Here is a 13,841-nt window from a genome sequence, read left to right as displayed (position 1 = left end):
GACTTTCAAGTTTTTTGCTTAAAAATATTTGTGGTTTTTTTTGGAAAACAAGTGTGCTTAATTGGTACAAAATGTCTCACTTAAAATTTATTTTTTAATTGGTAAAAAGCTCGTCATTGTTTGTCCATTTCCACATATAGTTGATGTAGGGAGGGAAAAATGTGAAAAATAAATGGAGTGCAGCAATTCAGCTTGCAGCAGTTTATGTAGGTACTGTTGTTGGTGCTGGTTTTGCAACAGGAAGAGAAATAGTAGTCTTTTTTTCACAATATGGATTTATCGGTCTGCTAGGAATCCTTTTAAGTGGATTTATTTTTGCGTATTTTGGGGCGAAGTTAATGCGCATTTCTGTCAGAATAAAGGCTTCTTCTTATCAAGAATTTACCATCTATTTATTTGGCAATTTGGTAGGAACGATTATTAACTTTCTATTATTACTTATGCTAATAGGAGTTTGTGCAGTCATGTTTTCAGGAGCTGGAGCCGTATTTGAGGAGCAGCTCGGTTTAAATAAAACAGTTGGAGTTATTTTTACTATTGGACTTTCCTTAATTGTAATGATGGTTGGAACAAAAGGTCTATTTGCAGTAAACACTTTTGTTGTTCCAATTATGATTAGTTTTAGTTTTATTCTCTTTTTTCTTTCTGTTTCATTGCCAGGCTTTTTGGGAGAGATTTTTCAAATGGAGCCAATTACTTGGAAAACACTTAGTTCTCCATTTTCGTATACTGCCTTAAACTTAGCGTTAGCCATTGCGGTGTTAGTACCTGCTGCCTCTGAAATAGGGGATGAAGAAGTAGCTAAATGGGGAGGCATTTTAGGTGGGATTGCTTTGATGGTGATTCTAATTTCCAGTCATTTTTCTCTGATTATGCTTGGGGATGTTTCTCTTTATTCTATTCCGATGGCAGTCATTATGAAAAATTTAGCTCCGCAGCTTTCATGGGTTTATATTTTAGTAATTTATGGAGAAATATTTAGTTCTGTAATTGGAAATATTTATGGGTTAGAAAGGCAGATGCGTAGCTTTATTCCTTTACCGAGTATGGTTTTAATTGGGGGAATTATCACGGTGTCTTATCTAATTAGTTTTGTACAGTATGGTACTTTATTGTCTTTTTTATATCCCATATTTGGTTATATAAGCTTAGTGTTTTTATTGTTCTTATGGATAAAACCAATTCCCAAATAATATTAGTAAAGACAAATAAGTATCCCTGACTGTATCTTAAAGAACAGGGATACTTATTTGTCTAGTATTACTTATCTCACTTTTAACGGGAAGTAAGAGCCAAACCCACAAACCACAAGCTGCAGAAAATCGAGGGAAGTAGGTATAGAAACTCTGCCGTCAAGGTCCGATAAGTGCAACTAACCATCAGTGGGGAAGAGGAAAAAACCACACTGATGGTGGTTTTCTTTCCGGCTAGTTAATTAACGCCTGAAGTGGGGAAGGGATACGTCCACCACGGTCAATAAGTTTAGCTGAGCTAAATGGGTTAACCCCCATTACAGGTGCTCGACCTAATAGTCCGCCAAATTCTACAATTTCTCCTTCTTTTTTACCAGGAACAGGAATGACACGGACTGCTGTTGTCTTCTTATTAATCATCCCGATTGCTGCTTCATCTGCAATTATCGCTGATAAGGTAGCAGCTGTAGCATCTCCAGTAAGTGCAATCATATCAAGTCCAACAGAGCATACACAAGTCATTGCTTCTAATTTGGAAAGAGTTAAGCTATTGTCTAGAATGCCTTTAATCATTCCATTATCTTCGCTTACTGGAATGAAAGCACCACTTAATCCACCAACATAGCTACTTGCCATGGCACCACCTTTTTTTACAGCGTCGTTCATTAAAGCTAGCGCAGCGATTGTACCATGTGTTCCCACACGCTCTAATCCAATTTCTTCTAATATTTCTGCTACACTATCATTAATTGCATTTGTCGGAGCAAGGGAAAGATCCATGATACCGAATGGAACGTTTAAACGTTCAGCAACAACACGACCGATTAATTCACCAGCGCGAGTAATCTTAAAGGTTGTCTTTTTGATGATTTCAGATACTTCGCCCAAATCTGCATCAGGATATTTTTTCAATGCGCTTAAAACAACCCCAGGCCCACTAACACCTACATTTATGACTACCTCACCTTCTCCAGCACCATGGAAGGCACCAGCCATAAATGGGTTATCTTCAACGGGATTACAGAAGACAACTAGCTTAGCACAGGCTAAACCATTTTGATCCTTCGTATTTTCTGCTGCCTTTTTGATGATTTCTCCCATTTGTTTTACAGCATCCATATTAATTCCTGTTCTAGTCGTAGCAACAGATACAGATGCACATACTCGTTCTGTGACGGAAAGAGCTTCTGGAAGGGCGTCTAATAATGTTTGGTCACCTTTCGAAATACCTTTATGAACTAAAGCGGAGTAACCTCCAATAAAATCTACATTTAAATCTTTTGCTGCTTTATCGAGTGTTTTTGCTAAAGTAACTGCTTGTTCTACCGTACTATTTCCGAGAATTTCAGCTATTGGAGTAATAGAAATACGCTTATTAATAATAGGAATTCCATATTCTTTTTCTACAGCTTTTGCTACTGCTGTTAATTTGCTTGCATATGTAGTGATTTTTTTATAAACAGATTCATTTAATTTTTGAAAATCTGAATCTGCGCAATCATATAAACTGATTCCCATCGTCACAGTACGAATATCAAGGTTCTCCATTTGTACCATGTTGATCGTTTCCATCATTTCATTTAATGCAATTTTCATTATACAGACCTACTTTCCTTAGACACGATGCATGGATTGAAAAATGTCTTCTAATTGGATATTTATTTTTAAATGAAGCTGTTCACTTAATTCATCAAACTGTTTTGTTAAGGTATCTAAGTTTTCTTTTTCCGTAATATCTACTAACATCATCATTGTAAAAAAATCTTGAAGAATGGTTTGACTGATATCTAGAATATTGATGTGATTATTAGAAAGAATGGTAGTAACCCTACTGATAATGCCAATTTGATCTTTTCCGACTACACTAACGACTGCACGACGCTGTTGAACCATTATTTCACCTCATGTTTTCCTAATTTAGTTACGGTTCTTAAATAATTAACTTCACTAAAATGTATACAAAAAAACAGATTGGATACACCAATCTGTTTCAAAGGGTAAGAAGAACCAGGACATCATAAGTATGTATTGGTTAACCTTCTGTCCTTTTACCTGAGATTGTGAATCCTTCGGTGCCGTTTCTTATAGGAAACGGTCTCTCCAGAAGCTGCTCCTGTTATAGTTTGATCCATAACATTCATAGCATGCGAATTATTTAAGAAATATAATGTGATGTTAACAGTTTTTTTTCATGTGGTCAACAGAATATTTGTCCATGGTGAGTTAATAAATGTTAGATGAAACGATCAGTCAAATGTTTAAAAGGATAGGATAAAAAATAAAATACTGTTTATTATAAAATGGAAAGGATGGAGGTGATAAAATTGTCAAAAGCACAAAGAGAAAAAGAAAGAGAATGGACTGTACGTAAGCAAAAACAAAAGCCGCATGGAAAAGTAAAAACGAAAAAAGAATTAGCGGAGGAATAGTTTCTTCCTTATAATATATGATATCGATAAAGCGCATACAAAAAAGAAGTCAATAAAAGGAGTAAATCCTCATGTGACTTCTTTTTGTATGTTTAACATTTATTTAATGATGCGATAATTTTTATGGTTAACAACGGTTCTTTGCTCTAGTTCAAGATCGCGGTAGTTGTTCATATAAGTTAAATCTACAATAACTGAATTTTCATTTACTTTTTCCACGATTCCTTGTAATCCTCTGAATTCAATAATATTTCCAACCTCGGCTCTTTTCACTCACAATCTCTCCTCATCATTCCAAATTTTATATAAATTCTGATTATAGTTTGCACTATTTAGAACTTATTCGTAAAAATAGCAGTATAGTAATCTTATTATATATATACTATGAAACTGCAAATAAAATGTGTATCATTTACTTTTTTGAAATAGGTTTTAGTTGGTTTGTTATTTTAAAGTTATTTCCGCTTCTCAAAAGGAAATGAAGGGGAATGCCGCTAAACGAAAATTATGTATTTTTAATCACTAGTGTTGCATTAATTTAAATTCACTATTAAAAATACTCAAAATGTTCAATATTATTATTTTGCGCAAAGAAAAAGTCCTTTATAATGGATTAGTCAGGTGGTAACCCGTCCAAATCCACTAAAAAAGGACCATCACATGGACAAGATTACACGAAAAACTTCATTTGGACAATGGTTTTCACCTATAAATCTTCAATTATTTGAAGAAAACGTGAAAACGATGAAATTAGATTACTATACGAAAAAATTAACGACAGAGTCATTTCTAAAATTACTACTTTTTGCGCAGCTACAAGAAATTGAAAGTCTGCATGCGCTGGGTGATTGTCTTTTCGATGACCAGCTTCAAAAAGGGATAGACCTTGATTCTATTAGTATTTCTCAGTTGTCACGGCGGTTAAACGGCATAAACCCTGATCTATTTCAAAGGCTTTTCCTTGATTTAGTGTCACAAATTCATGCCAAAACGCATTACACGAAACTCGTGATGCCGTTAAAAATCATTGATTCAAGCACATTGCCACTTAATTTGACCAATCATAAATGGGCTAAATTCCGCAAAACAAAAGCAGGTGTAAAGTTACATTTGCGCCTTGTGTTTATGGAAAAGGGTATATCCTATCCTGAAAAGGCCGTTATGACAACGGCAAAAGAACATGACCGTGGTCAGCTTGAAATCATGGTGGATGACAAGGAATGCATGTATGTGTTTGACCGTGGTTATCTAGACTACGAGCGCTTTGATCGCATGACTGATGATGGCTACTTCTTTCTTTCACGGCTACGCAAAAATGCAGTCATACGGAACGTTTACGATTTTAAGCTACCCAAGGATACAGCTGTTTTATCAGACCAAATGGTGTTGATAGGTACGACTCAAAACCGTGCTGAAAATTACTTTCGGCTTCTAAAAGTGATGGACTCAAAAGGAAATGAACTTCATTTAATTACAAATCGTTTTGATTTAAGCGCCGAAGAAATTTCAGAAATGTATAAATCACGGTGGGCAATTGAGCTGTTTTTTAAATGGATCAAACAACATCTCAGCATCAAAAAGTTCTACGGTCAAAGCGAATGGGCGATTCAAAATCAAGTATTTATCGCACTAATTGTTTTTTGCCTACATGTTCTCGTGCAAATCGAGACCAGAAGCAAGCGAAAAACCTTACAGATTAGCCGTTATCTAAGGGCTGCATTGTGGAAACCAGCGAATGTTTGGCTTCGAAAGATTGAAGGAAAAGCCATCCCTTAAATATGCAAATTGTCGTCGTTGCAAAAGTCTAATTGTAAATAAATTTCCAAATGGATGGGGCCACCTTTGATTGGGTATTTACTTTTTTGCCTCTAAACAGGGAAGGTGAGTAAACTGAAAATTATGACACTATTTATGCAACACTAGTGATTTTTAATATAAAAAAGAAAGGGGTGCAAGAAATATATTTACAGAATAAACTATTTTCCGATTATCTGCGATCATTAAAATGCTTACACTTTTCTGATATTAGATGATATTATAACATAATTAGTAGAATTATACATAATAATATCAAAAAATAGTAATAGAAAAAGGAAATAGGTAGAATTCTTTGCTTTAAATAAAAGAATCACTTAAAATATGGACAAAAAATGATGGAAAGGAAAATAGGTGAGTGGAATGAATAAAGAATTGGCAGAGGAAATATTAGACCAATTAATGAAAAGAGAAATAGAAAGCTATCGTGTGAAAAAAGAGGACTTCCTCACGTTTCGAACTGAATTAGTTAAAAGGGAAGACTTTAAGCATTATAAAGGTATAGCAGAAATTGGTGGAGATGTTACTTATAAATACATGGATGAACCAAGAAGTTAAGTGAAGAATTTACTTAAAACCTCGCCTCCTATCTAAGTGAATACTTCAGATAGGAGGCGAGGTTTTAAAATTGGTGTATGATGATTATTTTTTACTCCTGCTCTTTGTTCTCCATTCGAGAAAGTTCCTTAAGACCGCTAATTATCTTCTGTTTAGCATTATTGTCTCCCGTTCCTTCATATCCATATTCAAATTGATTTCCCATTTTTTTCTTCCAAGTAATATGACCAGGCATCATTATTTCGTTTTCATTTAAAGTAAATTGAAGTTGCAGGAGTAAACGTGTATCACCAACTGGTAAGTCATATGCGGAACGAAATCTTAGACCATTAGGACTTATGTTATCTATTAGGACATGTCCTTTACTAGAGAGTGTATCTGCATCAATTTTTAATGTTAGTACAGCTTCTATAGAATCATTTAATTGGTAGCGAAAAGCTTCATTTCGTTTGTATCTCATAAATTCCCTCACTTTTATCTATTATCCTGTTAAATCTTTTTGTTGTTTTCAATCATTAGGATTTAGGGATTCATTATAGGCGTTGTTAATGGCGATAATTCAGACAAAAATATTTCGACATAAAAGAAGTATTGGACTTAATAACTGGAAATTTATACTTAAAAGTTTTAATAATATTTAAGCTTGTTTAACTAAATAATGCAATATATTTTTCGTTGTCCAATTGGTTTCTATTCTAATCTTTGACGGAATTGTTACAATAATTAGGTATTCGAATGAGAAGTGACCATAACAGTTAACTGTATAAAAGTTAACTACTTTGGGAATTTATAAAACAGGAAATAACAGTAAAATACGATAAAATTCACTAAATTTCCCCATAAAGTTAACTATTTTTTGTCGTTTAGTAAATTTTGATTGTCTATGCAAGAAAGAAATGCTATTCTTTCATTTGAGATGTCTTTTTCAAAAACTTAAATTACCTGCCTATTTTAAACATGATTTTTACATGTTTTCATCTTTTTAGAAGATGCTATAAATGGTTGTAAAGGAAGTTTGTGTACATAGACAATTAATTTTTTCGACAAAATACATAGCTTTCGGTTTACAATTGTAATATATAAATTATATATTATTTATGATAAACAATTGTTGGTTTATATTAAAGGTTGTTTAAGTTTGAAAAGTTTAGCTTATTGTTAACATCTTAATAACTTAATCGATAAAGGAGAATGATTTTATTATGGTAGAAAAACAATTTAAAGTTATTGCAGATACAGGAATTCATGCAAGACCAGCAACTCTTTTAGTACAAGCTGCTAGCAAGTTCGATTCAGATATTCAATTAGAATATAAAGAGAAAAAAGTTAATCTTAAATCAATTATGGGTGTAATGTCATTAGGTATTGCTCAAGGTGCTGATATTAAAATTATTGCTGAAGGTAATGATGAGCAAGAAGCAATTAATGGATTACAAGAAACTTTAAATAAAGAAGGTTTAGCAGAATAATGAGTTTTTTACAAGGAATTGCTGCATCTAGTGGAATAGCCATTGCAAAAGCTTATCGTTTAGTGGAACCAGACCTTTCTTTTGAAAAGACTAGCGTAGAAAATGCAGAAAATGAAATTTCTCGTTTTCAAGAAGCTTTATCAAAAGCAAAGTCAGAATTAGAAGCTATCCGTGAAAAAGCTAATAAAGAGCTTGGTGCGGATAAAGCTGCGATTTTTGAAGCGCATTTATTAGTATTAAGTGATCCAGAATTAATTGCACCTATTGAAGATAAAATTAAAACAGACCTAGTCAATGCTGAATTCGCATTAAAAGAAACTACAGACATGTTTATTACAATGTTTGAATCAATGGATAATGAATATATGCAAGAAAGAGCAGCAGATATTCGTGACGTGACTAAACGTGTAATGTCTCATCTTTTAGGTGTACATTTGGTAAACCCAAGTATGATTTCAGAAGAAGTAATCGTAGTAGCAGAGGACTTAACACCATCTGATACTGCACAACTTAACCGTCAATTTGTTAAAGGCTTCACAACTGATATTGGTGGTAGAACATCTCACTCAGCAATTATGGCTCGTTCTTTGGAAATTCCTGCTGTTGTTGGTACAAAAAAAGCGACAGAAGAAATTAATAATGGCGATTTAGTAATTGTTGATGGATTAAAGGGAGAAATCCATATTAATCCAACACCCGAAGTAGTGGAAAGCTATAAGCAGACTGCTGAACAATATGAGCAACAAAAAGCAGAATGGGCAAAACTAGTGAATGAACAAACAGTAAGTTCAGACGGTGTTCATGTGGAACTAGCAGCAAATATAGGTACACCAAACGATTTAGAGGGTGTAACTAATAATGGTGCAGAAGCAGTTGGTTTATATCGCACAGAATTCTTATACATGGGCAGAGACCAACTTCCTACAGAAGATGAGCAATTTGAGTCATACAAAGCTGTCCTTGAAGGAATGAAAGGAAAGCCAGTTGTTGTACGTACATTAGATATTGGTGGAGATAAAGAATTACCATATTTAGATCTTCCAAAGGAAATGAATCCGTTCTTAGGTTTCCGTGCTATTCGTCTTTGCTTAGAGGAGCAAGATATTTTCCGTACGCAATTAAGAGCGTTGTTACGTGCAAGCTCATATGGAAATCTAAAAATCATGTTCCCAATGATTGCTACTCTAAATGAATTCCGTGCAGCTAAAGCTCTTTTAGAAGAAGAGAAAGCTAACTTAACTTCGGAAGGCGTTAAAGTTGCGGAAAAAATTGAGCTAGGTATTATGGTAGAAATTCCTTCTACAGCGGTGCTTGCAGATCAGTTTGCTAAAGAAGTTGACTTCTTCAGTATTGGAACAAATGACTTGATTCAATACACAATGGCTGCAGATCGTATGAACGAACGCGTATCTTACCTTTATCAACCATACAATCCTTCTATTTTACGTCTTGTTAAAATGGTTATTGATGCAGCGCATAAAGAAGGAAAATGGGCAGGTATGTGTGGAGAGATGGCAGGAGATGAAACAGCAATTCCTTTATTATTAGGATTAGGCTTAGATGAATTCTCGATGAGTGCTACATCTATCTTAAAAGCTAGATCGCAAATTCTAAATCTTTCTAAAGCAGAAATGGAAGAATTAGCGGAAAAAGCACTACAAATGTCTACAACTGAAGAAGTTATGGAAGCAGTAAAGGCTGCTGCAAAACTTTCATAAAAAAGAGGTTTATCCTTTAAAATAGTGGGTATAAATAAAAATAGCATAAGCTCTTTTTACAAGTTAGCTTAACGCTATTCTCATTTTCCCCTTATTTGAACTGACTAGATGATTCTAGTCAGTTTTTTTGTTGTGTATGATAAAAAACCTGGTTATGGAAGAGAGATAGTTACATTAGTAATTTCGATTTAACATTTATGACTATTGCATTAGTGATATAAGTGACTTATTGAGTTGAATTGATAGCCATATAACAAAAAGGTTGGCAAAATTTTAAAAATTGTATATAATTATTTATAATATTAATAATGTATACTTACTCAAAGGGGAGTAGCTTTTAGGATAGTACCTAAAACAAAGTCGTCAGTTCATGGCAGATGCCATCGGCTTTGTTGGCATATTTATGCTTAGCAAGACCTTTGCCTATTTGGCAAAGGTCTTTTTTTGCGTATCAAGAAGCAAAAGCCGATAGGAGGAAGTGTACAAATAGTAATGAAAGGAGGGGGGGAACTGGCGTAGTTTTGTAGGTGTTTTTACTTAAGTATAATTGCTTATAGAAGGATTATTATCACCAATTATTATGCTAAGATTCAGCACGTTTAATCTTTTCATTCTTGTTATCCTTTTTAAGGGAAGAACAATAGTTGTAAAGTTCTTTTAAGTAGCCGATGATTATTATAGCTGCTCTAATATGAAATTACATACATGAAAAGTCTGCAAAGAGGAAAAATATATACATTCGTAATTAATCACCCCATACTACTGAATAACGAGGTTTCGTGGACGTTAATATTGGGAAGGGGTAAGGAAAGATAGGAAAAGTGAATTTGTCAGGAAAATATTTTAGGTTACATAGATGTGCATAATGAGAAAGATGAAATCTAAGATAGTTAAACCTGAAATTAAAGGAGATGAATTAAGCCAAGTGGAATTTTATAAAAAGGAAAAAGATGTCGTATTAAAGGATTTACAGTCATCTGAACAAGGATTATCAACAGATAAGGTAAAGAGTCTTTTGGAAAAAGAAGGATATAACGAGCTGAAAGATAAAGAAAAAGTACCAACATGGAAGCTCTTTTTAGAAACATTTAAAGATCCTATGGTTATTGTGTTGTTAGTAGTAATTGTTATTCAATTAATTATGGGGAAGTTTGTAGAATCACTCATCATTTTTTTAGTTTTATTGCTAAATTCTGTAATTAGTGTCATTCAAACTAAAAAAGCTGAAAGTTCACTAGATGCACTGCGAAGTATGAGTGCTCCTGAAGCAAAAGTAAGACGTGATAATACAAATAGCACGATTCCTGCACGAGAGTTAGTACCAGGAGATATCGTTTTTTTAGAAGCTGGTGATTATGTTCCAGCAGATGGGAGAATTTTGGAAAGTGGTTCTTTAAAAGTTAATGAAGGGATGTTGACGGGAGAATCAGAAGCAATTGAGAAACAAGAAAAAGTGATAACGGAGGACTCAGCGCTTGGTGATCGTATCAATATGGTTTATAGCAGTTCCCTTGTCGTGTATGGTCGAGGTACTTTTGTCGTAACGGGAACTGGAGAAAAAACCGAAATTGGTAAAATTGCTGATATGCTTAACACAGCAGAAGAGAAGCAAACACCTTTACAGCAAAAACTTGCAGATTTCAGTAAAAAATTAGGAGTAGGAATTCTTATTTTATCTGTTCTCATCTTTGCTATCCAAGCGTTAAGGATATGGTTAGGAGATGAAACGGTTGACGTTACAACTTCCATTCTTAATGCTTTATTATTCGCAGTTGCTGTAGCAGTAGCAGCCATTCCAGAAGCATTATCTTCTATTGTTACTATAGTTCTATCGGTTGGAACGAATAAAATGGCAAAGCAAAGTGCGATTATTCGAAAGTTACCTGCAGTCGAAACATTAGGATCGACCAGTGTTATATGTACAGATAAGACAGGGACTTTGACACAAAATAAAATGACCGTAACGGATTATTTTATTCCAGAAGGGGAAAGGGAGCACTTGCCACCGGATCCTTCTCAGTGGAACCATTCGGAAAAACTTTTGTTAAATATTGCAGTACTTTGTAATGATTCATATATAAATAAAGAAAATAGAGAAGTGGGAGATCCAACAGAAGTTGCGCTTATTAACTTTTATAATGATGGCAAAAGGAATTATGAAGAGGTACGCTCTCGATATCCGAGAGAAGCGGAACTGCCTTTTGATTCAGATCGAAAGTTAATGTCTACTATTAATACGATTGATAACCAACGTCTAATGCTCATAAAAGGCGGCCCAGATGTTATATTTAATCGGGCGACAAAAATATTGGTTAATGAAAAGGAAGAACCGTTTACAAATGAATGGTTAAAGAAACTGCAGGGGGCTAATGAGGATTTTTCAAATCAAGCATTAAGGGTTCTTGCATATGGATATAAACATGTGCCGCAGGATAAGACAACTATAACGGAAGAGGATGAGTCTGAAATAATCCTTGTTGGTTTAACAGCAATGATGGATCCGCCGCGAGATGCCGTATACGCATCGATAGAGCAAACGAAAGATGCTGGTATTCGAACAGTTATGATCACTGGAGACCATAAAACAACTGCCCAAGCAATCGGGCGCAAAATCGGATTAATGCAAGAAAACGATATTGCATTAACTGGTCAAGAATTAGATGCATTATCAGAAGAAGAACTAGATCAAAAATTAGAAAGCATTTCTGTTTATGCTCGTGTCTCGCCAGAAAATAAAATAAGAATTGTTAGAGCATGGCAAAAGAAAAATCGAATTGTTGCGATGACTGGTGATGGTGTCAATGATGCTCCAGCATTAAAACAGGCTGATATTGGTATTGCAATGGGAAGTGGTACAGATGTTGCCAAAGATTCAGCTGATATGATTCTTACAGATGATAATTTCGTGTCAATCGTTAATGCAGTTGGAGTAGGAAGAACTGTTTTTGACAATATCAAAAAATCAATTGGGTACTTGTTTGCAGGGAATTTTGGGGCAATTATTGCTATATTGTTTGCAGTCATTGCTGGTTGGGCAAATCCATTTACGGCTTTACAGCTGTTATTTATAAACTTAGTTAATGATTCTTTACCTGCTATTGCTCTTGGGATGGAGAAATCAGAGCCAGGAGTAATGAAGCGCAAACCAAGAGATGTCAAAGAAGGAATCTTTGCAGGAGGAACGCTTCGTGCAGTCGTTACAAGAGGGATTTTGATTGGTGTAGCAGTAATCATTGCCCATTATATCGGTTTGCAGCATTCCGATGAATTAGGAGTAGCTATGGCTTTCACCACATTAATTCTTTCGCGCTCATTGCAAACTTTTGCTGCTAGATCTAGTACACAAACGATTATTGGTGTCGGCTTATTTTCCAATAAATATGTTTTAGGAGCAGTGGGAATATGTTTCTTCCTATATCTAATCACTATTTTGCCATTCGCTAGAGAAGTGTTCGCTATCCCTCCTTCATTTGGTTTACATGAATGGTTAATAGCAACAGGATTAGCAATTGCTGCTGTGATTGGGATGGAAATAATGAAAGTGATTATGGTGAAGTTATTACGTAAATAAAAGAAAAAACTATCTAGAAATATGCGATCGTATAGAGGGTATATTCTAGATAGTTTTTTTAAAATAGACAACCATTTAACACAATCAAAAAAGTTTTCGTGATACTATAAAGAAAAACAATGTTAATGGATGGCAGCATTGTAAAAAGGAGAGGAAGCAAAATATGTTGGCAAAAGAAACAACGACGATTGGCTTTATTGGTACAGGTGTAATGGGGAGAAGTATGGCAAGACATTTATTGCATGCAGGTTATCCTGTTATTGTACATAACCGTACAAAAGAAAAGGCATCTGATCTTATAGCAGAAGGAGCGGAGTGGGCCGATAGTCCACATGAAATCGCTTCTAAAGCCAATGTAATCATAACAATTATTGGGTATCCAAAAGATGTAGAGGAAGTATATTTAGGTGAACTTGGTTTGGTTAAAAATGCAAGAGAAAATACGTATCTAATAGATATGACGACATCTACTCCAAGCCTTGCGAAAAGAATACATGAGGAAGCGAAAAAGAAAAATATCTATACCTTAGATGCGCCTGTTAGTGGTGGAGATGTGGGCGCAAGAGATGCGAAATTATCCATTATGGTTGGAGGAGACGAGGCTGTTTTTAAAGAACTTCAGTCAATATTTGAAGTGCTTGGAACTAACATTGTTTACCAAGGACCAGCAGGAGCTGGCCAACATACAAAAATGTGCAACCAAATAGCAATTGCTTCGAATATGATTGGTGTAACAGAAGCGATTGTGTATGCAAAGAAAGCAGGATTAGATCCAGAAAAAGTTCTACAGAGCATTACAAGTGGAGCCGCAGGCAGTTTCTCTTTGAGTAATTTAGCGCCAAGAATGATTAAAGGTGATTTTGAGCCAGGATTCTATATCAAGCATTTTATTAAAGATATGAGAATTGCGCTGGAAGAGGCAGAAGGAATGAATATGGAGACACCAGGGCTATCACTTGCTGAAACACTGTATAGTCATTTATCAGCAAAAGGTGAAGATGAGAGTGGCACACAGGCTTTATATAAATATTGGGATCGATAAAAAAACAGCTTCCACCTCTGATGTTTGCAGAGATGGAAACTGTTTT

Annotated in this window: 12 protein-coding genes and 2 riboswitches; of the genes, 8 read left to right on the top strand and 4 right to left on the bottom strand. The window is 34.8% G+C overall.

The genetic code is table 11. The features are described from left to right. The first annotated feature begins 161 nt into the window (after positions 1-161). Positions 162-1,193, top strand: coding sequence for a YkvI family membrane protein (locus tag NST60_RS02560; protein ID WP_169188320.1), 1,032 nt, complete (start codon positions 162-164; stop codon positions 1,191-1,193). Positions 1,194-1,427: 234 nt separating this feature from the next. On the opposite strand, the gene NST60_RS02555 is transcribed toward NST60_RS02560, so the two are convergent. Both NST60_RS02555 and NST60_RS02550 read right to left on the bottom strand, forming a co-directional pair. After that, a complete protein-coding gene (locus tag NST60_RS02555; protein WP_016200922.1) occupies positions 1,428-2,789 on the bottom strand; it encodes a PFL family protein in 1,362 nt (453 codons plus the stop codon). Positions 2,790-2,807: 18 nt separating this feature from the next. After that, complete coding sequence (locus tag NST60_RS02550; RefSeq protein ID WP_016200923.1) at positions 2,808-3,086, bottom strand: ACT domain-containing protein; 279 nt, start codon at positions 3,084-3,086, stop codon at positions 2,808-2,810. A gap of 137 nt (positions 3,087-3,223) precedes the next feature. Further along, a riboswitch (glycine riboswitch) is annotated at positions 3,224-3,307 on the bottom strand. Positions 3,308-3,508: 201 nt separating this feature from the next. On the opposite strand from NST60_RS02550, the gene NST60_RS02545 reads away from it, so the two are divergent. Continuing rightward, positions 3,509-3,622, top strand: coding sequence for a DUF6254 family protein (locus NST60_RS02545; RefSeq protein ID WP_412758704.1), 114 nt, complete (start codon positions 3,509-3,511; stop codon positions 3,620-3,622). Positions 3,623-3,721: 99 nt separating this feature from the next. Here the strand turns inward: NST60_RS02545 and NST60_RS02540 are convergent, their stop codons facing one another. Then, on the bottom strand, positions 3,722-3,895 hold the full coding sequence (locus NST60_RS02540) for a YkvS family protein (protein WP_065429081.1): 174 nt from the start codon (positions 3,893-3,895) through the stop codon (positions 3,722-3,724). 387 nt (positions 3,896-4,282) lie between these two features. Between NST60_RS02540 and NST60_RS02535 the strand changes: the two genes are divergently transcribed. Further along, on the top strand, positions 4,283-5,398 hold the full coding sequence (locus NST60_RS02535) for an IS4 family transposase (RefSeq protein ID WP_169187985.1): 1,116 nt from the start codon (positions 4,283-4,285) through the stop codon (positions 5,396-5,398). A gap of 402 nt (positions 5,399-5,800) precedes the next feature. Further along, entirely contained in the window at positions 5,801-5,995 is a 195-nt protein-coding gene (locus tag NST60_RS02530; RefSeq protein WP_169188321.1) for a hypothetical protein, read from the top strand. Between the two features lie 91 nt (positions 5,996-6,086). Here NST60_RS02530 and NST60_RS02525 read toward each other — a convergent pair whose 3' ends face one another. Then, the gene (locus tag NST60_RS02525) at positions 6,087-6,455 is read right to left on the bottom strand and encodes a PilZ domain-containing protein (RefSeq protein ID WP_016200926.1); all 369 of its coding nucleotides are present in this window, start codon (positions 6,453-6,455) and stop codon (positions 6,087-6,089) included. Between the two features lie 742 nt (positions 6,456-7,197). On the opposite strand from NST60_RS02525, the gene NST60_RS02520 reads away from it, so the two are divergent. From NST60_RS02520 to NST60_RS02505, 4 genes are all read left to right on the top strand, one after another. Beyond that, on the top strand, positions 7,198-7,464 hold the full coding sequence (locus NST60_RS02520) for a phosphocarrier protein HPr (RefSeq protein ID WP_016200927.1): 267 nt from the start codon (positions 7,198-7,200) through the stop codon (positions 7,462-7,464). Further along, complete coding sequence (gene ptsP, locus NST60_RS02515) at positions 7,464-9,182, top strand: phosphoenolpyruvate--protein phosphotransferase (protein WP_016200928.1); 1,719 nt, start codon at positions 7,464-7,466, stop codon at positions 9,180-9,182. The genes NST60_RS02520 and ptsP overlap by 1 nt, the downstream gene beginning before the upstream one ends. Before the next feature lie 313 nt (positions 9,183-9,495). Then, positions 9,496-9,591, top strand: a riboswitch (yybP-ykoY riboswitch). A 516-nt stretch (positions 9,592-10,107) separates the two neighbouring features. Further along, positions 10,108-12,753, top strand: coding sequence for a cation-translocating P-type ATPase (locus NST60_RS02510; RefSeq protein WP_341099777.1), 2,646 nt, complete (start codon positions 10,108-10,110; stop codon positions 12,751-12,753). Positions 12,754-12,859: 106 nt separating this feature from the next. Next, positions 12,860-13,795 carry an NAD(P)-dependent oxidoreductase gene (locus NST60_RS02505; RefSeq protein WP_226752581.1) on the top strand — a complete coding sequence of 312 codons (936 nt, stop codon included), beginning with the start codon at positions 12,860-12,862 and terminating at the stop codon, positions 13,793-13,795. The last annotated feature ends 46 nt before the right edge of the window (positions 13,796-13,841 follow it).

This window comes from Niallia sp. FSL W8-1348, assembly GCF_038006745.1.
GTDB lineage: Bacteria > Bacillota > Bacilli > Bacillales > Cytobacillaceae > Niallia > Niallia alba.
This window is presented reverse-complemented; position numbering and strand designations above follow the sequence as displayed.

Coding starts and splice junctions, on each gene's coding strand:
- NST60_RS02555 (WP_016200922.1), bottom strand. CDS start 2,789: ATGAAAATTGCATTAAATGAAATGATGGAAACGATCAACATGGTACAA.
- NST60_RS02520 (WP_016200927.1), top strand. CDS start 7,198: ATGGTAGAAAAACAATTTAAAGTTATTGCAGATACAGGAATTCATGCA.
- NST60_RS02525 (WP_016200926.1), bottom strand. CDS start 6,455: ATGAGATACAAACGAAATGAAGCTTTTCGCTACCAATTAAATGATTCT.
- NST60_RS02535 (WP_169187985.1), top strand. CDS start 4,283: ATGGACAAGATTACACGAAAAACTTCATTTGGACAATGGTTTTCACCT.
- NST60_RS02550 (WP_016200923.1), bottom strand. CDS start 3,086: ATGGTTCAACAGCGTCGTGCAGTCGTTAGTGTAGTCGGAAAAGATCAA.
- NST60_RS02530 (WP_169188321.1), top strand. CDS start 5,801: ATGAATAAAGAATTGGCAGAGGAAATATTAGACCAATTAATGAAAAGA.
- ptsP (WP_016200928.1), top strand. CDS start 7,464: ATGAGTTTTTTACAAGGAATTGCTGCATCTAGTGGAATAGCCATTGCA.